Annotated in this window: 16 protein-coding genes and 2 pseudogenes; 8 read left to right on the top strand and 10 right to left on the bottom strand. The window is 73.6% G+C overall.

All coding sequences use genetic code 11. The features are described from left to right. Window positions 1-8 precede the first annotated feature (8 nt). Together ACZ50K_RS19570 and ACZ50K_RS19565 are read right to left on the bottom strand one after the other, a co-directional pair. Entirely contained in the window at window positions 9-1325 is a 1317-nt protein-coding gene (locus ACZ50K_RS19570) for a family 2 encapsulin nanocompartment cargo protein terpene cyclase (RefSeq protein ID WP_468904440.1), read from the bottom strand. A 172-nt stretch (window positions 1326-1497) separates the two neighbouring features. Then, window positions 1498-2910 (bottom strand): family 2B encapsulin nanocompartment shell protein, encoded by a 1413-nt coding sequence (locus tag ACZ50K_RS19565; protein ID WP_468904438.1) that lies wholly within the window; start codon window positions 2908-2910, stop codon window positions 1498-1500. Between the two features lie 552 nt (window positions 2911-3462). On the opposite strand from ACZ50K_RS19565, the pseudogene pfkB reads away from it, so the two are divergent. Beyond that, window positions 3463-4407: pseudogene (gene pfkB / locus ACZ50K_RS19560) on the top strand (1-phosphofructokinase); the annotation flags it as partial. A 524-nt stretch (window positions 4408-4931) separates the two neighbouring features. Continuing rightward, window positions 4932-7274, top strand: a complete 2343-nt coding sequence (locus ACZ50K_RS19555; RefSeq protein WP_468904437.1) for a PTS fructose transporter subunit IIABC — start codon at window positions 4932-4934, stop codon at window positions 7272-7274. Between the two features lie 80 nt (window positions 7275-7354). Here ACZ50K_RS19555 and ACZ50K_RS19550 read toward each other — a convergent pair whose 3' ends face one another. Then, a complete protein-coding gene (locus ACZ50K_RS19550) occupies window positions 7355-8392 on the bottom strand; it encodes a PP2C family protein-serine/threonine phosphatase (RefSeq protein WP_468904434.1) in 1038 nt (345 codons plus the stop codon). Window positions 8393-8613: 221 nt separating this feature from the next. Here ACZ50K_RS19550 and ACZ50K_RS19545 point away from each other — a divergent pair, with 221 nt between their 5' ends. Beyond that, complete coding sequence (locus tag ACZ50K_RS19545) at window positions 8614-9909, top strand: glycoside hydrolase family 64 protein (RefSeq protein WP_468904431.1); 1296 nt, start codon at window positions 8614-8616, stop codon at window positions 9907-9909. Between the two features lie 112 nt (window positions 9910-10021). Here ACZ50K_RS19545 and ACZ50K_RS19540 read toward each other — a convergent pair whose 3' ends face one another. The 4 genes and pseudogenes from ACZ50K_RS19540 to ACZ50K_RS19525 form a co-directional block, all read right to left on the bottom strand. Beyond that, complete coding sequence (locus ACZ50K_RS19540) at window positions 10022-10579, bottom strand: YceI family protein (protein ID WP_468904429.1); 558 nt, start codon at window positions 10577-10579, stop codon at window positions 10022-10024. A gap of 237 nt (window positions 10580-10816) precedes the next feature. Next, entirely contained in the window at window positions 10817-11428 is a 612-nt protein-coding gene (locus tag ACZ50K_RS19535; RefSeq protein ID WP_468904724.1) for an N-acetylmuramoyl-L-alanine amidase, read from the bottom strand. A gap of 63 nt (window positions 11429-11491) precedes the next feature. Next, window positions 11492-12184 (bottom strand): peptidoglycan DD-metalloendopeptidase family protein, encoded by a 693-nt coding sequence (locus ACZ50K_RS19530; protein ID WP_468904426.1) that lies wholly within the window; start codon window positions 12182-12184, stop codon window positions 11492-11494. Between the two features lie 116 nt (window positions 12185-12300). Further along, window positions 12301-13624: pseudogene (locus tag ACZ50K_RS19525) on the bottom strand (MFS transporter). A gap of 310 nt (window positions 13625-13934) precedes the next feature. On the opposite strand from ACZ50K_RS19525, the gene ACZ50K_RS19520 reads away from it, so the two are divergent. Both ACZ50K_RS19520 and ACZ50K_RS19515 read left to right on the top strand, forming a co-directional pair. Continuing rightward, entirely contained in the window at window positions 13935-14432 is a 498-nt protein-coding gene (locus tag ACZ50K_RS19520; protein WP_468904425.1) for a superoxide dismutase family protein, read from the top strand. 19 nt (window positions 14433-14451) lie between these two features. Then, on the top strand, window positions 14452-14826 hold the full coding sequence (locus ACZ50K_RS19515) for a YciI family protein (RefSeq protein ID WP_468904423.1): 375 nt from the start codon (window positions 14452-14454) through the stop codon (window positions 14824-14826). Between the two features lie 80 nt (window positions 14827-14906). Here the strand turns inward: ACZ50K_RS19515 and ACZ50K_RS19510 are convergent, their stop codons facing one another. Continuing rightward, a complete protein-coding gene (locus tag ACZ50K_RS19510) occupies window positions 14907-16637 on the bottom strand; it encodes an FG-GAP repeat domain-containing protein (protein WP_468904420.1) in 1731 nt (576 codons plus the stop codon). Between the two features lie 122 nt (window positions 16638-16759). Continuing rightward, complete coding sequence (gene eno, locus ACZ50K_RS19505) at window positions 16760-18082, bottom strand: phosphopyruvate hydratase (protein WP_468904418.1); 1323 nt, start codon at window positions 18080-18082, stop codon at window positions 16760-16762. Window positions 18083-18279: 197 nt separating this feature from the next. Between eno and ACZ50K_RS19500 the strand changes: the two genes are divergently transcribed. Next, on the top strand, window positions 18280-18702 hold the full coding sequence (locus ACZ50K_RS19500) for a MarR family winged helix-turn-helix transcriptional regulator (protein ID WP_468904417.1): 423 nt from the start codon (window positions 18280-18282) through the stop codon (window positions 18700-18702). On the opposite strand, the gene ACZ50K_RS19495 is transcribed toward ACZ50K_RS19500, so the two are convergent. Next, the gene (locus ACZ50K_RS19495) at window positions 18699-21497 is read right to left on the bottom strand and encodes an ATP-binding protein (protein WP_468904415.1); all 2799 of its coding nucleotides are present in this window, start codon (window positions 21495-21497) and stop codon (window positions 18699-18701) included. The genes ACZ50K_RS19500 and ACZ50K_RS19495 overlap by 4 nt on opposite strands. Before the next feature lie 214 nt (window positions 21498-21711). On the opposite strand from ACZ50K_RS19495, the gene ACZ50K_RS19490 reads away from it, so the two are divergent. Together ACZ50K_RS19490 and ACZ50K_RS19485 are read left to right on the top strand one after the other, a co-directional pair. Continuing rightward, the gene (locus ACZ50K_RS19490; protein WP_468904721.1) at window positions 21712-22044 is read left to right on the top strand and encodes a VOC family protein; all 333 of its coding nucleotides are present in this window, start codon (window positions 21712-21714) and stop codon (window positions 22042-22044) included. After that, a complete protein-coding gene (locus tag ACZ50K_RS19485) occupies window positions 22041-22517 on the top strand; it encodes a pyridoxamine 5'-phosphate oxidase family protein (protein ID WP_468904413.1) in 477 nt (158 codons plus the stop codon). The genes ACZ50K_RS19490 and ACZ50K_RS19485 overlap by 4 nt, the downstream gene beginning before the upstream one ends. Window positions 22518-22593: the final 76 nt, after the last annotated feature.

The raw sequence follows: 22593 nt of genomic DNA, 5'->3' as shown, positions 1-22593 counted from the left end.
TCCCATCTTTACCAGAAATCGGGCAGGCTGTAGCGGAAGGTGTTCGTCTGGTGCCAGTAGTGGTTGCCGTCGACCCAGGCGGCGACTCCCCGCAGGAAGCGCTGGAGACTGGGGACGGGCAGGGCGGTGGCGAGGGCGGCGGCCTCCTCCTCGAAGGCGCGCATCAGGTCGTTGTGGACCTCCACGGCCTTGAGGTAGGCCTCCTTCTCCGACCGGCCCTCCCGTTCGGCGATCACCACCGGCAGGTTCAGGTGGCGTCCGGGTGCGGACAGTTCCTTCATGTAGGAGTAGAGGTCGTTGACGATGGTGGTGGCGTTGCCGGCGAGCGCGATCACCCGCTGTACGGCGGGCTGCGCATGGAGGTCCGCCGGCAGTTCGTAGCCGCCGACGGTGTCGGTGATGGTGGGGCAGGGGCGGAAGTTGTTGAACTGCCGCATGGAGAGGTACTCCCACACCTCCGGCAGGTACTCGGTCTGGCTCCAGGCCGCCTCGGCCAGATAGCCGAGGTGCAGCCGGGCCATGTCGTGCCGGTAGCGGTCGGCCTGGGAGGGCGTGGACTGCCGGACGAAGTACTCCATGGCCGAGCGGTAGGCCCGGCGGGGGGCGTCCGAGTGCAGGGACTCGGCCCACTGCGGTTGGTACTCCGGTGTGGTGTGCAGGTGGTCGAGGGCGGTGTGCGCCAGCAGCAGCCTGCCGCCGAGGCCGATCGGCGAACCGCCGTGGTCCTCGCAGTAGCAGTCGTCCACCGCGTTCTCGGCGACCATCAGCCGGGTGGCGATCATCAGATGGTCGACGGTGGGCGCGTCCGGATGGCAGGCGACCATGTACCGGCCCACGGAGAAGCCGTCGAACTGGTCCTCCCACTCCTCCGGAAAGAGGTCCACCTCCTCCAGCGCCCAGGCCTTGATCCGGGCGCTGACCTCCGCCACCCGCGCCGGATCGGGTTCCGGTACGGGGTGGTGGTAGAGGCCGGGGACGGGGCGACCGGCGGCCGGTTCCCCCGGATTCCCCGGTTCGCCCTCGTGCCCCGGTCCCGTCGACTCCCGGGACTCCGCGAGCGGGCCCGGGGTGAAGTACAGGCCGATGGTGCCCAGACCGCTGGGACCCCGCAGGATCCGGGCCAGTGCGGGGGCAGCGTCGGGAGCGGTTTCGGGCGCGGAGACGGGGGTGGGGGCGGGGGCGGGAGTGGCCGGGACGGGGGCTTCGGAGACCTCCACCGGTGTGATGGTGGCGGAGGCGAGTACCGCGGTGAAGAGGGGGGCCCCGAACCGTGCCGCGGCTGCGGGCAGGCTCGACTGGACGGTGGAAGGCCCGGGGTCGGACATCCAAAGCTCCTTGGTGAGACGGGTGCTGTCCCCGGATCCGGGCGGGTCCGGCCGGCCGGGGTAGCGGGCCGGTGCTGGGTGCCGGTGTGGGTGCCGGTGTGGGTCGTACCGGGTAGCGGTACCGGGTGCCGGGCGGGCCGCTGACGGCTGCCCGCCCCGCCCCGTACGACCCCTATTCGTGCCGGCGGCCGATCTGCACGTTCTCCAGTACGCCGAGGGCGTCCGGCACGAGCACGGCGGCGGAGTAGTAGGTGGTGACCAGGTAGGAGATGATCGACCGCTCGTCGAGGCCCATGAAGCGCACCGAGAGCCCGGGTTCGTACTCCTCCGGCAGCCCGGTCTGGCGCAGCCCGATGACACCCTGGTTGTCCTCGCCCGTGCGCATGCACAGGATGGTGCTGGTGTTCTCCTTGCTGATGGGGATCTTCCCGCAGGGCAGGACGGGCACCCCGCGCCAGGCCGGCACCTGCTGTCCGCCGAGGTCGACATGGTCCGGGTAGAGCCCGCGGGAGTTGAACTCGCGGCCCATCGCCGCGATCGTCCGCGGATGCGCCAGGAAGAACTTGGAGCCCCGGCGGCGGCACAGCAGCTCGTCGAGGTCGTCCGGGGTGGGCGGGCCCGAATGGGTCTGCAGCCGCTGCTTGAAGGCCACGTTGTGGAGCAGCCCGAACTCGCGGTTGTTGATGAGTTCGAACTCCTGGCGTTCGCGCAACGCCTCGATGGTGAGCCGGAGTTGCTCCTCGGTCTGGTTCATCGGCTCGTTGTAGAGGTCGGCGACCCTGGAGTGCACCCGCAGCACGGTCTGCGCGATGGAGAGTTCGTACTCGCGGGGGTGGGGTTCGTAGTCCACATAGGTGCCGGGCAGTTCGTGCTCGCCGGTGTGGCCGGCCGACATCGCGATCTCGGCCTCGCCGTGCCGGTTCTGCGGCTGCTGCGGCCGTGAGCCGAAGTCCCTTACGTGGGCACGGAGTCCGGGGGCGGCGTCCAGTACGGCGGAGAACTCGTCGCGGGACAGGGTGAGCAGCGTGCCGGCGGTCTCGGCGGTGGCGGTGCTGTCCCAGGTGGCATCGGCGTCCAGCAGGGTGTGCTGGCCGAAGTGGTCGCCGTCGGCGAGCACGGCGACGGCGTGCTCCTCGCCGTACTTGCCCACCGAGGTCTGCCGGATCCGGCCGTGGGCGATCAGATGGATCTGTCCGGCCGGGGCGCCGCGCTCGGTGAGCACCTCGCCGGGCCGGAAGTCGCGCTGGACGCACCGTCCGGCCAGCGCGGTCAGCACCTCGTCGTCCTCGAAGCCGCGCAGCAGGGCGAGCTCGCCCAGCTCGCGCGGGATCACCCGGACCTGCGCCCCGTCCTGGACGAATTCGATGTGGCCGTCGCCGACGGTGTAACTGAGCCGGCGGTTCACCCGGTAGGTGCCGCCCTTGGTCTCCACCCAGGGGAGCACCCGCAGCAGCCAGCGGGAGGTGATCTCCTGCATCTGCGGCGCGGACTTGGTCGTGGTGGCGAGGTTCCGGGCGGCGGCCGTGCCGAGGCTGGACTGCCGGGGCGGCTCCAGCCCTGCTTCCGGGCTGGTGTCAACGGTCATCGGAGGAAGGCTCCTTCACGCGGTTCAGGTGGTTCACGAGGTGCGTCGTTCGTCGGGGGGAGAGACGGGGACGGTACGGGGACTCGAAGGGTGGAGAGGTCGTGAGGTCGTGAGGACGTGAGGACGGGGGTGCGAGGGTGCGAGGGTGGTCCGGACGGGGGATTTGGTCCGGATCCGGGTGAACCGTAACGGCCGCCGCGCCCGGTCCGGCCGGAGAAGCCGCCGGGTTAATTCGATGCGGTGGTATCGCGGTGCGCGGGGTTTGCCGGGCGACCGACGAGATCCAGCCGGGCCCTCGTAGATCACTCCCGACGGCGACCGGTTGGTGTACCGGCTCGGCGCTCGTGCACTCCGCCGGGGGCCTCGGGCCCGGGTCCTTCGGCCCGACTTTCTGCGAATGTCCGAATCTGTGGGCAAGCGGGCCCGCTTTTCTTCGTTCCAGCCCGAAATTGGGCGTACGGTGAGGGAACCCACAGAGTCAGGCACGGAACGGACGTAAACCCACATGGACGCATCGAAGGCAGCCGCCGCCGGTACGGAAGGAGCGCTCGCATGATCCTCACCGTCACCCCCAACCCGTCCCTCGACCGGACCTACGAGGTCCCCGCACTGGACCGCGGCGAGGTGCTGCGCGCCCGACGGGACCGGGTCGACCCCGGAGGCAAGGGGGTCAACGTCTCCCGGGCGGTGGCCGCGGCGGGCGTCCGCACCACCGCCGTACTCCCGCTCGGCGGCCACCCCGGTGCGCTGCTCGCCGAACTCCTCGGCGAGCAGGGCGTGGACGTCACGGCCGTCTCCATCGCGGGGGCGACCCGCTCCAACATCTCCGTGGCCGAACCCGACGGCACCCTCACCAAGATCAACGCCCCCGGTCCGGAACTGACCCCGGGGGAGTCCGACCTCCTCCTCGACACCGCGCGCGGCTGCTCGGCGGATGCCGACTGGACCGCCTGCTGCGGCAGCCTCCCGCGCGGACTGGACCCGCGCTGGTACGCGGAGGTCGTCGCCCGCGCCCATGACGCCGGCACCCGCATCGCCCTCGACACCTCCGGCCCGGCCCTGCTGGCCGCGCTGCCGGCCGGCCCCGACGTGGTCAAGCCCAACGCCGACGAACTGGCCGAGGCCGTCGGACGCCCGCTCCGCACCCTCGGCGACGTGGTCGCGGCGGCCGAGGAACTGCGCGCGCTCGGCGCGGGCGCCGTCCTCGCCTCCCTGGGCGGCGACGGGCAGCTGCTGGTGGAGGAGGGCGGCACGTACTACGGGACCGCCCCGGTCGAGGCCGTCCGCAGCGACGTCGGGGCGGGCGACGCCTCGCTCGCCGGCTTCCTGATCGCCGGAGGCACCGGCCCGGCAGCCCTGGCCTCCGCCCTGGCCCACGGCGCCGCCGCCGTCCAACTCCCCGGCAGCGCCATGCCGACCCCCACCCACCTCCGCCCCCACGAGGTCCACATCACCCGCGACCTCCCCCTCAACCTCCCCCTGACCCGCCCGGCAACCCCTCCCACGAACCGCACGCCCGCCACGGCCCCTGCGGCGAGCGACCCGGGCGAGGCCCTGCCCGCCGCCGAGGCCCCGTCCCCGAACCGGGTGCGGGTTGTGACCCCGGCGGCGGGTGCTCCGGCCTTGGCGGAGGGCAGCGTGCCGGAGCTGGCGCCCGGCCCTGCACCGAGCGAAGCGCCGGGCGGGGCCCGGACCGCCGCCGAGGCCCCGTCCCCGAACCGGGTGCGGGTTGTGACCCCGGCGGCGGGTGCTCCGGCCTTGGCGGAGGGCAGCGTGCCGGAGCCGGCGCCCGGCCCTGCGCCGGGCGAGGCCCTGGCCGCCGCCGAGGCCCCGTCCCCGAACCGGGTGCGCGCTGCGGCCCCGGTGCCGGGTGCCCGGGGGGAGGACCCGGCCCCGGCGGGGGCCGCGGGCACGCCGCCCGCGACAGCCTTGGCCTCCGGCCAGGGCCTGGCGCCCGCCCCGGCGCCGGGCGAAGCCCTGGTGTCCCCGATGACCCTGCGACGCGTGCGAAGGAGCCCGCGATGAGCGAGATGATCACCCCTGAACTGGTCGACCTCGACCTGGCCGCCGACTCGAAGGAGGCGGCCGCGCGCGCCCTGGCGCTGCGGATGGTCTCCCTCGGCCGGGTCACCGACCTGGACGGGTTCCTGGCGGACGTGGCCGCCCGCGAGGCGCAGATGCCCACCGGCCTGGAGGGCGGCATAGGCATTCCGCACTGCCGGTCCACGCACGTCACGGCCCCCACCCTGGCCTTCGGCCGGTCCCCGGCCGGAGTGGACTTCGGGGCGTCCGACGGTCCTGCGGACCTGGTGTTCCTGATCGCCGCCCCGGCCGGAGCCGACGACGCCCACCTGTCGATCCTGTCCGGACTGGCCCGCCGCCTGATGCGCCCCGAGTTCGTCACGGCCCTCCGCGCGGCGACCACCCCGGAAGAGGCCGCCACCCTGGTCGCGGGCGACTCCCCGGCCCCAGCCCCAGCTCCGGTCGCGCCCCCGGCCCCGGCCGCAGGCTCGGCTGCGGGCCAGCCCGCGGCCAAGGGCCCCGCCCCCGCATCGGCCCCGGCCGAGGCCGCGGGCACGGCCGACGCCCCGGCTCCCGCCCAGGCCGGCGCCGCGCCCGATGGCGCGGACCGACCGGCCGCCGTGGCCGCTCACGGCGGAGCCGTGGAGGCGGGACTCGCCGCGGCCGGGGGAGTGGCCCGTACGGCCGGGCAGGCCCCGGCTCCCGGCGGAGCCGAGCGCCCCGCGCCCGCCGCGCCCGATGGCGCGGACCGGCCGGCCGGTGCGGTCGGTGCGGCCGAGGGTGGTGGGCGGCCGCTGCGGATGGTGGCCGTCACGTCCTGTCCCACCGGTATCGCGCACACCTACATGGCCGCCGAAGCCCTCGCCCAGGCCGCCCGCGCCGCCGGTATCCACCTGCTGGTCGAGACCCAGGGTTCGGCCGGGTTCACCAAGCTCACCCCGGAGGCCATCGCCGCCGCCGACGCCGTGGTCTTCGCCCATGACGTACCCGTGCGCGAGCGCGACCGGTTCGCCGGCAAGCCCGTCGTCGACGTCGGCGTCAAGGCCGGGATCAACCGCCCCGCCGAGCTCCTGGCCGAGGCCCGTGACAAGGCCGCCCGAGGCGAGACCGGGGCGTCCGCCCCGATCACCCCGGTGGAGGCGGCCGGCGAACCGCAGGACGGCTACGGCGCCAAGCTGCGAACCTGGCTGATGTCCGGGGTCAGCTACATGGTCCCGTTCGTCGCCGCCGGCGGACTGCTGATCGCCCTGGCCTTCGCCATCGGCGGGTACACCATCGACCAGGCGCCCTCGGTGGCCGACCACTTCGTCTGGACCGAGTCCGCCAGCTGGGCGGCCCTCCTGTTCCAGACCGGCGGTCTCGCCTTCGGCTTCCTGGTGCCGGTCCTGGCCGGCTACATCGCCTACGGAATGGCCGACCGGCCCGGCCTGGTCCCCGGATTCGTCGGCGGTTCCGTCGCCCTCACCATCAACGCCGGATTCCTCGGCGGTCTCATCGCCGGTCTGCTCGCGGGCGGCACGGTCCTCGCCGTACAGCGGCTGAGGATCCCCACGGCGCTCCGCGGGATCATGCCGGTGGTGGTGCTGCCGCTGATCGGGTCGGCCGTCACCGCGTTCCTGATGTTCCTGGTCGTCGGCAAGCCGATCGCCTCGCTCCAGCAGGCCCTCACCGACTGGCTCTCCGGCCTCTCCGGCGCCAACGCGATCATCCTGGGCGTCATCCTGGGCCTGATGATGTGCTTCGACCTGGGCGGACCGCTCAACAAGGTCGCGTACGCCTTCGCCATCGGCGGTCTCGCCACCCCGAACGAGGGCAGCCTCAAGGTGATGGCCGCCGTGATGGCCGCGGGCATGGTCCCGCCGCTCGCGATGGCGCTGGCGACGACCCTGCGCGGCCGGCTGTTCTCCAGGACGGAACGGGAGAACGGCAAGGCGGCCTGGTTCCTCGGGGCCTCCTTCATCAGCGAGGGCGCCATCCCGTTCGCCGCGGCCGACCCGCTGCGGGTCATCCCGGCATCGATGGCGGGCGGCGCGGTCACCGGCGCGCTCTCGATGGCCTTCGAGTGCACCCTGAGGGCTCCGCACGGCGGCATCTTCGTCATCCCGCTGATCGGGAACCCGCTGCTGTATCTGATCGCCATCGCCGCCGGTACGGCCACCACGGCCGGGCTGGTCATCCTCCTGAAGGGCCTGCGCCGGACCCCGGCCCCGGCCACGGCCCCGGCCACGGCCCCGGACACGGCCCCGGCCACGGCCACGGACACGGCCACGGACACGGACACGGCGACGGATCCGGTCCCGGCCGAGGCCGCCCCGGCGGCCGCGATCACCACCGCTGCCTGACGGCGAGTACCCCCAGCACCACGAGTACCGTCACGGCCCGGCCGGTCACCCCGGCCGGGCCGTCGGCGTTCGCGTCCCGCTCAGGACTCGCGGAGTCGTACGGCGAGGGCGGCGATGTCGTCGTCCAGCCGCCCCCGGGTGTACCGGAGGAGGTCGTGGTGCAGCCCGGTGAGCAGCTCGCGGGGCGGTGTCGGGGGCTGTCGCCCCATCCACGAGGCCAGCGGGAAGAACTCGCCGTCGCGGGCCCGGGCCTCGGCGATCCCGTCCGTGTAGAGGAGCAGCAGGTCGCCGGGGGCGAAGTCGAAGGTGTCGATGTTGTAGTGCTCCCCGATCAGCTCCGCGAGGCTGAGCAGGGGGGCGGGCGCCGCGGGGTCGAGTACGCGGAGCCTGCCGTGGTTCAGGAGCAGCGGTGGGGGGTGTCCGCAGTTGAGGATGTCGATCCGGCCGCCGGTGTGCGGAATCTGCACCAGGAGGGCGGTGGCGAACCGTTCCATCGGCCCGTCGGGCGGGAAGGCCGCGTTGTAGCGGGTGCTGCTGGCGTCCAGCCGGCGGGCCACGTCGACCATGTCGGGTTCGCCGTAGGCCGCCTCCCGGAAGGCGTTGACGATCGCCGCGGCCGCCCCGACCGCGGGCAGGCCCTTGCCCCGTACGTCGCCGATCAGCAGCCGGACCCCGAAGGGCGTGTCGACCACCTCGTAGAAGTCCCCGCCGATCCTGGCCTCCGCGGCGGCCGCCAGGTAGAGGGATTCGATCTCCACGTTTCCGAACCGGCGCGGGATGGGGCTCAGCACCACCTGCTGGGCGGCGTCGGCGACGAGCCGCACCTGGATGAGGGTGCGTTCCCGCTGGAGCCGGACGTGGCTGCCGTACGCGGCGGCCACGGTGACCGCGATGATCCCGGCGGCCGTCCACCAGGTGCCCAGGTCGGGGAAGACCATGCCGAGGCCGATCATCAGACAGAGGCAGACCGTGCCGAGGAGCACGGTCGGGAGGACCGGCCACATGGCCGCCGCCAGGGCCGGTGCGGCGGGCAGCAGCCGGCTGAAGGCCATTTCCGGCGGAGTGGCGTAGGCCAGACTGGCGATCACGACGGTGAGCAGGACCGGCGACAGCCGCACCAGCGTCCCCCGGCCGTAACGCCGAGGGAGCCACGGCCGTCCAGACTCGATCACATCAACCACAATATCCGGGCAATCAGGGCATAGCTCTTTGGCGGTCCTGGAGGGGCAGGTCCAGACCATGCCGAGGGGTCTGGCCATTGACATGCACCCGCCATCGTCACCATCCTGGGTCTGAGAGCGCTCTCAGACCCAGGATCCCCCACATCCAGGAGCCGCACATGACCCATCGCGACCCCCACCGCGCCGCCCGCGCCGATCGCACCCACCGCACCGCCCGCGCCCGCCACGCGCAGCGCGGCGCCCTCGGGACCCGCACCCGGTACCGTCCCGCCGCCCTGCTGGTGCCGCTGGCCGCCGCGTCCCTGCTGGGCGGCTATCTGGTCGTGGCCGGCCCCTCCCCGGCCGCCGAGGCCGCGGTCCCCGAGACGATCCCGCTGACCATCAGCAACAAGTCCGGCCGCACCGACCAGGTCTACGTCTACAACATCGGCACCCAGCTCTCGACCGGCCGCCAGGGCTGGGCCGACGCCAACGGCACCTTCCACCCCTGGCCGGCCGGCGGCAATCCGCCCACCCCCGCACCGGACGCCTCCATCCCCGGGCCCGCCGCCGGGCAGACCAAGACGATCCGGATGCCCAAGTTCTCCGGCCGCGTCTACTTCAGCTACGGCCAGAAGCTGGTGTTCAAACTGACCACCGGCGGTCTGGTCCAGCCCGCCGTGCAGAACCCCTCGGACCCCAACCGCAACATCCTTTTCAACTGGTCCGAGTACACGCTCAACAACGACGGAGTGTGGATCAACAGCACGCAGGTGGACATGTTCTCCGTCCCCTACGCCGTCGGCGTCAAGCGCCCCAACGGCACCACCGCCACCACCGGCCGCCTCAAGCCCGGCGGCTACCGTGGCTTCTACTCCTCCCTGCGCGCCCAGCCCGGCGGCTGGGCGAACCTCGTACAGACCCGCTCCGACGGCACCGTCCTGCGGGCCCTGGCCCCCGGGCACGGCATCGAGGCCGGGGCCCTGCCGGCCGGGGTCCTCGACGACTACATCAACCGGGTCTGGACGAAGTACGCCTCCACCCCGCTGACCGTCACGCCCTTCGCGAACCAGCCGGCCCTCAAGTACCAGGGCCGGGTCTCCGGCGGGGTCATGAACTTCACCGACCCCTCGGGGCGGGTGGTCACCTCGTTCCAGAAGCCCGACTCCGACAGCGTGTTCGGCTGCTACAAGCGTCTCGACGCCCCCAACGACCAGGTGCGCGGCCCCATCTCACGCACCCTGTGCGCAGGTTTCAACCGCTCCACACTGCTGACCAACCCCAACCAGCCCGACACCGGCCCGGCGGACTTCTACCGGGACGCGGTGACCAACCACTACTCCCGCAAGATCCACGCGCAGATGGCCGACGGCAAGGCGTACGGTTTCGCCTTCGACGACGTGGGCGCCCACGAGTCCCTCGTCCACGACGGCTCCCCGCAGGCGGCCTACCTCACCCTCGACCCGCTCGACTGAGCGCCGTCCGTACGGCGGGCCGCGGGCCGACCGCTCCTCCGACTCCCGTCCCGGGGGCGGTCGGCTCCGGCCCCGGGTCCGCCCGCGGTCGCGTCCCGGCCTCGGTCCGCCCTCAGACCTGCTTGATCGCCGAGATGTCGAACTCCAGGACGACCTTGTCGCCGACCAGCACGCCGCCGCCCTCCAGAGCCGCGTTCCAGGTCACCCCGAAGTCCTTCCGGGAGATGGACACCGAACCCTCCAGGCCGACCCGCTGGTTCCCGAAGGGGTCCACGGCGCTGCCGGTGTACTCGAAGTCGATGCTCACCGGACGGGTGGTGTCCTTGATGGTCAGATCACCGGTGACGCGGTACTCGGTCTCGGAACGCGGCTCGACCGCGGTGGTGCGGAAGGTGATGTCGGGGAAGTTGGGGACGTCCAGGAAGTCATTGGCCCGCAGGTGCTGGTCACGCTGCTCCACACCGGTGTCGATGCTCTCGGCCTTGATCACCACCTGGGCGGTGGACCGGGCCGGGTCGGTGCCGTCGAGGTGGGCGGTGCCCTCGAACTGGTGGAACGCTCCCCGGACCTTGGTCACCATGGCGTGGCGGGCGATGAAGCCGATCCGGGTGTGCGCGGGGTCGAGCACGTAGTCCCCGGTGAGTTCGGCGAGGGCGGGGGTGGTGGTCACAAGTGCCTCCGTGGGCCTGGTTCCGGGCTTCGGACCGCCCGGATCGCTTCCGCGACCACGCTAGGGCGTGACCGGCCCCGGTGCCGCCGGGACGCACGGGCGGAGACCGGACTGCACCCTGACCGGCGACCGGCGACCGGCGACCGGCGACCGGCGCGACGGGGAACGGGACCGCGCGCCGCCCGACGACACCGCCGCCCACTGACACCGCCGCCCGCCGACGCCGAGGCGGGCCGGTCAGTTCGTCCGCAACCGGCGGGCCACCGCGGCCCGGACCTCCGGCATGGTGATGCCCGGCCCCCTCGGATCCACCTTGCCCGGCTGCCACTCGGCATGGCCGATCACCGAGGTGTCCCCGGTGGTGCCCCAGCCGTGGGCCCGGCAGAGCGCCGCGCACACCCGCACCACGGCGTCCACCTGGGCCGCCGGCCAGGGGTCCCTGCCGTCGCCGAGGTTCTCGCACTCGAAGCCGTAGAAGTGCCGGTTCCCGTCCGTGGTCGCCGCGCTGACCGCCGGCAGCGGCCCCTCGGCCTTCACCGCCGCGAGGACGGCCGGGTCGCCGCGCCCCGCGTGGTTGGCGCGGCCGTATCCGACCAGGTGCACGGTCCCGTCCTTGCCGATCACCCCGTGGCACAGCGGACCCGGCAACTCGCCGTGTCCGTCGGCGCAGAGCGCGAGGGTGGCCTCGATGCCCCGGGTCACCGTGTGGTGCACCATCACCCCGTGCACCGGGCCCCACCGGCCCTTGTGGTCACGGTTGTGGGTGCGCCAGCCGGGACGCCCGACCACCCGGACGCCTTCGTTCACCAGTGCCGCCGAAAACGCGTCGGCGCCGAGCGGTTCGGCCACCGCGACCTCCTGGACTCCCAAACTCCTGGGCTCCTGGGCTCCCGGGCTCCTGGACGGACGGGACTACCGGGGCGGCAGCTTCAGCTTCTGCCCCACCCGGATCCGGTCGGGGTCGGTGATGCCGTTGAGCCGTGCGATCTCCGGGTAGCGGGCGGCACTGCCGAGCCTGCCCAGGGCGATTCCGGAGAGCGTGTCCCCGGCCTTGACGGTGTACGCGGCGGGCGCCTTCTGCACGGCGGCCCCGCGCGCCGTGCTCTTCTTCGCACCCGCACCCGCACCCGCGCTCTTGGCCGTTCCGGTCCCGGACGCCGTCGTCTTGGCCGCCGTGGTCTTGGCAGCCGTTGCCTTGGCCGCCTTCGCCACGCCCTTGCCCGCCAGATAGACAAGGGGGTCGGTGTGCCCGTCGTAGCTGTTGGCGGTGCGCGCCTCGAAGTGCAGATGGGGCCCGGTGACGTTCCCGGTCGCCCCGGACAGGCCCAGGCGCCGGCCGCCGGCCACCTGCTGGCCGGCCTTGACCTCGATGCTGGAGAGGTGGGCGTAGAGGGTGAACCGCCCGTCCTCCATGCGCAGGATCACGCAGTTCCCGTACGCGCCCTGGTCGCCCGCCACCACCACCGAGCCCGGCCCGACCGCCGCGACCGGGGTCCCGGTGGGGCAGCCGAAGTCGACGCCGGTGTGGAAGCCGGCGGCCCAGCCCCCGGGCTGCCGGTACTTCGCCGTGATCCTCCCCTTGCCCACGGGCATCTGCCAGCTCATCGGCCGCGTCCTCTCCTCCGAGGCCCGCGCGGCGCGCGCACCCCTGCCAGCCTGCCGCCGGCCCGGCCGCGCCTCATCCGGTACGCCGCCGAACGGGTGAAGTCCGTACGGGCCGCCTAAGCCTGTTCGGGAGCGGGAGCCACGGCCGGGGCGTGGGGGGCAGCGGGGGGCGCGGGGGGTGCCGGGGCCTTGGCCGGGGTGCGGCTGAGCTCGCGGACCTCGGGGACCAGGAAGGTGAGGGCGGTGACCAGGACGACGAGCCCGGCGCACCCCCAGAGCGCCTCGGTCCGGCCGAACGCGGCCTCGGCGGGGCCGGCCAGCGCCGTGGCGAGCGGCAGCATGGAGACCGAGCCGAACCAGTCGTAGGCCGAGACCCGGGAGAACTTGTCCTCGGGGATCTCCTGGTGCAGGGCGGTCATCCAGTTCACGCCGAAGATCTCGACGGTGACCCCGCTGGCGAACATCACCAGGCACAGCCCCCAGGTGGGCAGCGGAACGGCCAGGCCGGCGGCCGGGGTCGCGAGGAGGAACACGAACAGGTTGCCCGACAGCAGCAGTCGGCGGGGCTTCCACACCACCATCAGCAGCGCGCCGCCGATGGTGCCCACTCCGAAGAAGGCGAGGGCGATGCCCCAGGGTGCCGCCCCGCCCAGGTGCTCGCGGGCCACCAGCGGCCCGTACACGGACTCGGCGGCCCCGACCACGGCGACGACCACCGAGAACTGGGCGATGATGCTCCACAGCCAGGGCCTGGACCGGACCTCCACCCAGCCCTCCCGGAGGTCGGCGAGCAGTCCGCCGCCCGCTGTCCGGCCGGTGGTGCGGCTGACGTCGAGGAAGGCGCGCAGGGCGCCGGAGACGGCGAAGGCGGCGGCGTCCACGGCGAGGACCCAGCCGGGTCCCATGGCGGCGATCATGGCCCCGCCGAGGGCGGCCCCGCCGATTCCGGCGCCGTTGACCGCCATCCGGTAGAGGGCGAAGGCCCGGTTGGTGTCCTCGCCGAACACGGTGGCCAGCAGCATGCCTTCGGCGGCCGGGTTGAAGAAGGCCTGTCCGGTGCCGCAGAGCGCGGTCAGCACCATCATCTGCCACAGCTGTGGTTCGCCGAGCAGGACCAGGGCGGCGAAGGCACCCTGCGAGACACAGTTCAGCGCATTGGCCGCGACCATCACGTGGTGTCGTGGCAGCCGGTCCGCGACCGCTCCGCCGACCAGCGGGAACAGCACCAGCGGCAGGGTCCGCGCGGCCGCCACCAGGCCCACGTCGCCGCCCGACCCGCCGGCCGGCCTCCAGCACGGCGAACGCGGTGGCGATGAGGGCCCCGTGGGCGCCCAGGTTGGTGATGACGGCGGAGGCCGTGAGCAGCGAGTAGTTCCGGCCCGCCCACGTGGGCCGGCCGTCCGGGTCCCCTTGGTCGGGAACGGAGCTCGGAAGGGTCATGATCGGAATATCGCCGGTCCGGCCCGATCTGCACAGCGGGCCCCCGGTGCGGGGAGACACCCGGACGGATCTCGCGGCGCACCCCTGGGCGTGCCTCGCGACGGAGCTGTCCCGACGGACGTGCCCCGGAGGGGGGCCGGATCGTTGCCCGGGCATGAACATGCGTGGGATGACGGGCAGATGTACGGGTGGCGGCGCCGGAGCGGGGCGCGCCTTGCGCACGGCCGCGGCGACAGCGGCGACAGCGGTGGTCCTCGGTATGGGCCTGGTCGGTGCGCCCGATCCGTCATCAGCGGTGGCGCCGGCGCCGGTGCCCGCGGGTCACGCCGCCGGGGGAGTGCGGGCCGTCGCGGTGCTGGACAGGGCGGGTGTGGTCGGAACCCTCCGCTTCGAGGAGGTGCCCGAGGGGGTGCGGGTCAGTGGCCGTGTGGCCGGGCTCTCGCCGGGGCACCACGGTTTCCACGTCCACGAGTTCGGTGACCTCAGCGACGGCTGCGCGGCGGCCGGAAGCCACTTCGACCGGCACGGTCACGGGCGGCACGGAGGCCCGGCGGCGGCCGGCCGCCATACCGGCGACCTGGGCAATATCCTGGCGGACCGCAACGGGGTCGCCTCCGTGGACCTGGTGGACGGACTGCTGGCGCTGTCGGGCCCCGACAGCGTCCTCGGCCGCTCCCTCGTCGTCCACGGGGACGGAGACGATCTGGGTCTGGGCGGTCATCCGCAGTCCCTGACCACGGGCAACGCCGGTGCCCGGCTGGCCTGCGGGGTCATCGGTCTGGCGGACCGGCCGTCGGCGGACGGCTGAGGGAGAAAGGGAGACAGGGATGGCGCGGTATCTGATCTCGTTCGACGACGGCTCGATGATCCTCTCCGAGGAGGAGCTGCCCGAGGTGGCCGAGGCCTCGCTGGAGGTGGTGCGGCAGGCCCGGGAGGCCGGTGTGTGGGTGTTCGGCGGTGGGGTGGAGAGCCAGCGCGCCAGCGTCGTGTCCGTGGACGGGGCGGTGGCCGAGGGGCCGTATCCGGAGACCAAGGCGGTGGTCGGCGGGTTCTCGATCGTCGATGTGCCCTCGCGCGCGGAGGCCTTGGAGTGGGCGGCGAGGATCGCCGCCGCCTGCCGCTGCCCACAGGAGGTCCGGGAGATCATGACCGACCCGACCGATCCCAGGGAGCCGACCGATCCCACCGACCCGACGGGCTGACCGGAGCCGTCGCACCGGCCGGGCCGCCCCCCCCGAATCGGAATGGGGGGCGGCCCGGCGCGGTGGTCCGTTCAGCCTGCTCAGCCGATCTGGGCGTACTTGTTCCAGCCCTTGTCGAGGTACGCGCGGCTGCCGAGCGTCTTGGTGCCGCCGAAGCCGGTGGCCTTGTACAGCCACAGGCCGCCGGCCGAGTCCCGGGCGGCGAGATCGGCGCGGCCGTCGCCGTTGAGGTCCCCGGTGACCGCCAGCGCGTTGTACGCCTTCCAGCCGGAGCCGACGAGTTCGCGGGCGGCGAAGGGAGCGGAGCCGTTCCCGGTGCCGCGGTACAGGTAGAGCTTGCCGTCGGGCGAGGTGGCCAGCAGGTCGGTGCGGCCGTCGCCGGTGATGTCCGAGCCGCCGAGGACACGGTTGTAGGCGCCCCAGCCCGCGCCGACCTTCACCGGGCTGCCGAACCAGGTTCCGGTGCCGTTGCCGGCCCGCAGCCAGAGGGTGCCGGCCCGGTCGCGGGTCAGCAGGTCGCCGAGGCCGTTGCCGGTGAGGTCACCGGGGGCGACCACCAGGTCGGTTCCGGTGAAGTCGCCGTTGACCTTGGCGTTGTTCCGGGTGCGGTTGAACAGTTCGGTGCCGGTCCAGCCCAGCCGGTTGACCCAGTTGAACTTGTCGAGACCGGCGGCGACCACCAGCGTCCGGCCCTTCTCCCAGGGCTTGGTCGGGTTGACGGTGTCGCTGTAGAAGCGGCCGTTGGTCAGGTTGACGTGCTCGCGGATCTCGTCGGCGGTGGTGATGCCGACCACGCCGTGCTTGCCGAACGTGGGGGTGACACCCGAGTTGACGATGACCTCGGGGTCGAGCCACTGCTGGGCGATCCGGGCCCGGCCGCCGAACCGGCCGTTGCCGGCGGAGGGGTAGAGGTACATGTCGCCGTTGGGCTGGAGGGCGACCAGGTCGGCCTTGCCGTCACCGGTCCAGTCGTCGAGGCTGAACAGCTTGCTGTAGATGTTCCAGCCGCCGCCGACCAGGGTGCGGGACCTGAAGGGGGCGGAGGCGCTGCCGGTGCCCTTGTAGTAGTACAGCTTGCCGTCGAGGTCCTTGGCCAGGAGGTCGGCGACCCCGTCGGCGTCGACGTCGTTGGCGCCGAGGATCTGGTCGTACACGCCCCAGCCGCTGCCCACCTTGATCCGGTTGGCGAACGGGTTCCCGCTGCCGGATCCGGTGGCCCGGTAGAGGTAGAGGTCACCGGAGGGGGTGCGGGCGAGCAGGTCGCCGCGGCCGTCCCGGGTCAGGTCCCCGGTGGCGACGAGCTTGTTGTAGATCTGCCAGCCGGTGCCGGTCCAGCTCACCCCGGAGGTCCCGGTGGCGGTGGCGCCCGTCATGGACAGACGGCCGTCCCCGAACCAGAGCAGCAGCTCGGGGCCCGGGCCGCCGCGCACGTTGCCCAGCGAGAGGGTGTCCCGGGGGGTGTCGGTTTCGGTGCCGGGGATCGTGAACTGGACGGTGGGGCCGGTGCCGGAGCCGGAGAGGGCGATGAAGTGGTACGCCCAGTGGGTGCGGTAGATCAGGTCGGTGTAACCGTCGCCGTCCACGTCCATGCGCGGCTTGGCCGCCTTGCCGGCGAGACCGGTCTTCACGGGGCGGGAGAGCGGCCGGTCGGGCGCGGGAGCGGCGGCCGTCCCGGGCCGCGGCCCGCTGTCGGGCACGACCGGGGCCGGGGTGCCGGCGACGGCGGGCGCGGCGGAGAGCAGGGTGCCCGCGGTGAGGGCGAGGGCGGTGCAGGCCGCGAGGCGGCCCAGGCGCTGAGAGCGCGGTGACAAGTGTTCCCCCTGGATCGGATGGTTCAAGTGGTGCGAAGGATTTGAACGGACCGAATCCTGTCACGGTTCGAATCGTTCGAATCGTTTGGATCGTTTGGATCGTTTGGATGGCTCGGATCGTTTCAGCCGGCCAGGTCGGAGAGGTGGCGGAAGACGGAGCGGCCCGCGTAGCGGGCCGACGCGCCCAGTTCCTCCTCGATGCGGATCAGCTGGTTGTACTTGGCGGTGCGGTCGGAGCGGGAGAGGGAGCCGGTCTTGATCTGGCCGCAGCCGGTGGCCACCGCCAGGTCGGCGATGGTGGTGTCCTCCGTCTCGCCCGAGCGGTGGGACATGACGGCGGTCCAGCCGGCCTGGTGGGCGGTGGCCACGGAGGCCAGCGCCTCGGTCAGGGTGCCGATCTGGTTGACCTTGATCAGGATCGAGTTGCCGGCGCCGGTGGCGATGCCCTCGCGCAGCAGTGCCTCGCTGGTGCAGAACAGGTCGTCGCCGGTGAGCTGGCAACGGTCGCCGACCCGGGAGGTCAGCTCGCGCCAGCCCTCCCAGTCGTTCTCCGCCATGGGGTCCTCGATGGAGAGGATCGGATAGGCGTCGATCAGCTTGGCCAGGTAGTCGACCTGCTCGGCGGGGGTGCGGCGCACGCCCTCGCCCGCGTAGTCGTAGACCCCGTCCGCGAAGAACTCCGAGGAGGCCGGGTCCATGATGAGGCCGATGTCCGTGCCCGGGCGGTAGCCGGTGCGCTCGATGGCGGCCATGACGAAGTCGAGTGCCTCCTCGGCCGTGCGCAGCGCGGGGGCGAAGCCGCCCTCGTCGCCCACGCCCGTGGAGTGTCCGGCGGCCAGCAGGTCGCGGCGCAGGGTGTGGAAGACCTCGCTGCCCATCCGGACGGCTTCCGCGAAGGTGTCCGCGCCCACCGGGGCGATCATGAACTCCTGGAAATCCAGCGGGTTGTCGGCGTGGGCGCCGCCGTTGACGATGTTCATCATGGGCAGCGGCAGCAGGTCGGCTCCGGTTCCGCCCAGGTAGCGGTAGAGGGGCAGGCGGTGCGCGGCCGCGGCGGCCTTGGCGGTGGCGAGGGAGACGCCGAGGACGGCGTTGGCGCCGAGCCGGGACTTGGTGGCGGTGCCGTCGAGGGCGATCAGCGCGCTGTCGAGCCCCGGCTGGTCCGCGGCGTCCAGGCCGCGGACGGCCGCCGCGATCTCGCCGTTGACATGGGCGACCGCGCGGTCGACCCCCTTGCCGTGCCAGCGTGCGGAGTCCCCGTCGCGCAGTTCCACGGCCTCCCGGGCGCCGGTGGAGGCGCCGGAGGGAACGGCCGCGCGGCCCTGGGAGCCGTCCGCGAGGACCACGTCGACCTCGACCGTGGGGTTGCCCCGGCTGTCGATGATCCGGCGGGCGGTGACGTTCCGGATGGCGGTGTCGATGGGTGCGACTGCCTGTGCGGACATGGGAGGTCCTTCCCGTTGTCGTGGGTGTCGCGGCCTTGTTGCGACAGCGCTGGCGCCGACCCCGACGAACCAAACACTACAGCAATGCTGTGCAGTTTGGCTGTGCAGTATTGCTGTACAGCATGGCTGTACGCATGACCTGCACGGTTCTCCCGATGACCTGCACGGTTCCCCCGACCGCCGGGGTAAAGTGCCGTATGCCCACCCCGGAAGCCGCCGCCATCGCCGCTGAACTGCGCACCGCCATGGGCAGGCTCACCCGACGGGTCCAGCACGAGGACCGCATCCCGCTGGGCCAGGTCGCCGTCCTCGGCGCACTCGACCGCAACGGCGCCATGACCACCAGCGACCTGGCCACCGATCAGCGGGTGCGCCCGCAGTCGATGGCCCGCGCGGTGGGGCTGCTCATGGAGCAGGGCCTGATCACCCGCCGCGCGCACCCCACGGACGGCCGCAAGTCCCTGGTCGAGCTCTCGGACGCGGGCCGGGCCGCGCTGGAAGCGGAGCGAAGCCGCCGGGCCGGCTGGCTCGCCCAGGCCATCGAGCTCGAACTCACCGACGAGGAGCGGGCCTTGCTGGCCCGAAGCGCCACCCTGCTGGAGCGCCTGGCCGCCCGCTAGGCCGCGCCGCCCGCCAGGCCGAGTTCGGTCAGTGCGGAGGCGCCGGTCTCGGCGTGCGTGCCCCCGGCCAGCAGGAGCGTACGCGCCCACTGGTAGCGGCAGTCGGCCGCCTCGAACGCCGCCGCGGTGGCGAGCAGCCGCGCCGGGTCGCCGTCGAGCAGCGCCTCGGCCCGGTCCACCAGGGCGGTGGCGACCGGGTTACCGGTGACCAGGGCGCGGGCGGCGGTGATCCGCCCCCGGGCCTCCGGATGCCCGGCGAGGACGGCGGCCTCGGCCCGCAGCGCCGCGTACCAGTGCAGCCAGACCCAGCACACCCACTTCCACACCTGCTCCGGCTCGGGGCCGAGCCGTTCCACGGCCGCCTGCGCGTCCCCGTGGTGGAGCAGGACCATCGCGTCGAACACGGCTCCGTGGCCGTGCCGGTGGTCCTCCTCGCCGCCCGCCCGGTCGGTGATCGCGAGCCAGGCCGCCCGGGCCTCCCGATCGCCCCGCAGGCCGTGGACCATCGCCACGGCCGCGGCGGCCGGACCCAGCGAGAAGGAACGCTGCCGGCCCGCCTGCTCCCAGGTGTCCCGGAAGCGGGCGCCGTTGGCGAGCACCGCCTCGGCCCGGCCCGCGAACGCGTCCGCGACCAGCAGCCAGGAGGTGGCGTGGTCGCCCACCTCCACCAGCTGGGGATGGTCCGCGAGCAGACCGCCCCACCGGCGGGCCGCCGCCAGCTCACCCGTGCCCACGGCGGTCGCCGCGGCCATGGCGAGGGCGTCGATCAGCTCGTGCGTCCGTGCCGGGGTGCCGGGCGCCGAGCTCAGGATGTCGATCCGGGCCCGCGCCGCGGCAGCGGCCTCGAAGCTCTCACCGGCCCAGCTCCGGGCACCGGACAGCGCGTCGAGGGCGGCCGACCGGGCCACCGGGTCGCCCGCCAGCCGGGCCAGCTCGACGGCCCGGGCGGCACACGCGACGGTGTCCGGCGCCGTGTTGTCCACAGCCCCCTGGACCGCCCCGAACGCGTCCGCGACCACCGCCGCCTCGGCCAGCGCGAGGGCCGACCCGGTGGCCGGATCCCCGTGGTCACCGGCCAGCCCGCGGGCCCGCGCCAGCAGTCCGCCGACCTCCTCCACGGGCGGCACCCGGCCGGCGAACGTGCTGGAGAACCGGTACGCGACGGTGGCGGCGGCCGCCAGGTCCCGGGCGGCCCCGGCCTCGTCCCCGGCCCCGAGGGCGGCCTCGGCGGCGGCCAGGTGCAGCCGGTACATGTGGTCACCGAGCCTGCGGCACCCGGCCACCCCCGCCGCCTGCCGCAACGCGGCCGCGGCCGCCGTGCCCGTACTCAGCGAAGCCGCCCGCTCGTACGACTCCTGGGCCTCGCCCAACAGGTTCCGGGTGAACGCCGGACCGGCCGTCGACAGGGCGAGCCGGCACGCGTCCGCGCGCCGCTCCGGCCGGCCCGCCGCCCAGGCCGAGGCGGCCCGCAGCTCCTCCGCGACCGCGTCGAACCGGACCCGCCAGTCCGGGCCGCCGCCGTCCGCGAGCCCGTCCGCACCGGCCAGACACCACTCCAGATGCCGGGACCGGGTGCCGTCCAGCTCATCCGCCCCGGCGAGCCGCTCCGCCCCGTACTGGCGCACGGTCTCCAGCGCCTGGTAGCGGGTGCCGGTGGCGGACGGGAGCACGGCGAGCAGGCTCTGCTCGGCCAGCCTGCCCAGCCCGTCGGCGACCCCGGCCGCCTCCAGCGCGCCGAACCCGGCCACCTCGGCGGCGGCCTCCGCGGTGAACGGGGCGACGAACACCGACACCCGGCGCAGCAGCGCCCGGTCCTCCGGATCCAGCAGGTCATGGCTCCAGTCGAGGACGGCCCGCACCGACCGGTGCCGGCCGTCGGCCCGCGGACCGCCGGCCAGGATCCGCAACTGGTCGCCCAGACCCGCCGCCAGACCGTCCAGACCGAGCGTGGACCAGCGCGCCGCCGCCAACTCGATCGCCAGCGCCATGCCGTCGAGCCGCTCGCACAGCGCCGCGATGCGATCGCGCTCCGCCGGATCCGGCGCCCTGCCGACCGCCGCCGCCCGCTCCAGGAACAGGGCCACCGCCTCCGAGCCGCCGCCACCCGTACGGGACAGCGGCGGAACCGGGAACACCCACTCGAACGGCACCAGCAGCCGGGCCCGGCTGGTCGCCAGCACCCGGATCCCCGGACAGGCCACCAGCAGCCGCTCCAGGAACGGCGCCACCCCCTCGCGCACCTGCTCGCAGTTGTCCAGCACCAGCAGCGCCCGGCGGTCCGCCAACGCGGCGACCAGCGCGTCGTCGATTCCGCGACCGGGCTGCTCACCCACGCCCAGGGCCGCCGCGACCGCCGCGCCCACCCGCCCGGGATCGGTGACCGGGACCAGGTCGACGAAGCAGACCCCGTCCGCGAAACCGCCCGCCACCTCGGCCGCCACCGTCAGGGCCAGCCGGGTCTTGCCCACCCCGCCCAGACCGACCGCGGTCACCAGCCGACGCTCCGTCACCGCCTCGGCCAGCTCCGCGCGTTCCCTGGTCCGCCCGACGAACACCGTGAGCGGAGCCGGCAGCGCGGCGGCCGGGAGCGGCAGCCCGCCGGCGGCCGGCCCGGGCGCCCGCCGGGACAGCTCCCGCCGGTCCGCCACCTCCAACTTCCGCAACAGCGAGGAGACATGGGACTCCACCGTCCGTACGGAGATGAACAGCCGGGCGGCTATCTCGGCGTTGCTCAGATGCTCCCCGAGGAGCCGGAGCACATCGGCTTCCCGGGCAGAGATCGCTGGAGTGGACACCGGGCCATTATCCGTAGTGCTCTCCGTGGTCACCACGGAGGCGCCCGGTACCCGGCCCCGGGCAAGCTACGAGCACAAGAACGAGCCCGGCGGACCACACCGGGTGGACCGGACCGGACGGACCGGACCGGACGGACCGGACCGAACGGACCGGGCGACCGGTTCCACGACCACGACCACAGGAGTGAACGTGACCAGCTCTCCCACCCCGGCGATGAAGACCGTGCTGCACCCGGTCTCGGACCTCGCCCAGGCCAAGGCCGTGTACGCCGCGCTGCTCGGGGTCCCCCCGCAGACCGACGGGCCCCACTACGTCGGCTTCGAGGCCGACGGCCAGCACATCGGCCTCCTCCCGGGCGGCGGGCCGCAGGGCCTGACCTCCTCGCTGGCCTACTGGCACGTGGCGGACATCGAGGCGAAGCTCACCGCACTGACCGCCGCGGGCGCCACCGTCAAGGAGCCCGCGCACGACGTCGGCGGCGGCCGCCTGATTGCCGTCGCCATCGACCCGGACGGCAACCCCATCGGTCTGCTGCAGGACCGATGACCACCCCGACCGACACCCCCACCGGGGCCCCGCCCCGCTCCCGCGCACAGCGCAGGCGCGACACCGAGCACCGGCTCGCCCACGACATCGACGTCTGGGTGGCCAGTGCCTCGGCGGACGGCATCCCGCACCTGGTGCCGCTCTCCTTCGACTGGGACGGCGAGGCGCTCTGGGCGGCCACCCCGGCCGACAGCCCCACCGGCCGGAACCTGGCCGCCACCGGGACCGTCCGCCTCGCCCTCGGGCACACCCGCGACCTCGCCCTGATCGACGGCGATGTCGAGGTGCTCGCGATCGAGGCCCTGGCACCGCACCTGGGGGACCGGTTCGCCGCCCGAACCGGCTTCGACCCGCGCACCTCGACCACCCGGTACCAGTGGTTCCGTATCACCCCCCGCCGGATCAGGGCCTGGCGCGAGGAGAACGAGCTGACCGGCCGCGAGCTGATGCGCGACGCCCGCTGGCTGCCCTGAACCCCTTTACGGACCGCGACCCCTTCACGGACCGCAGTACACGAACCACACATCGCCGACGACCGCACGCATCGAG

It is taken from the genome of Streptomyces sp. NPDC033845 (genome assembly GCF_055576225.1).
This window is presented reverse-complemented; position numbering and strand designations above follow the sequence as displayed.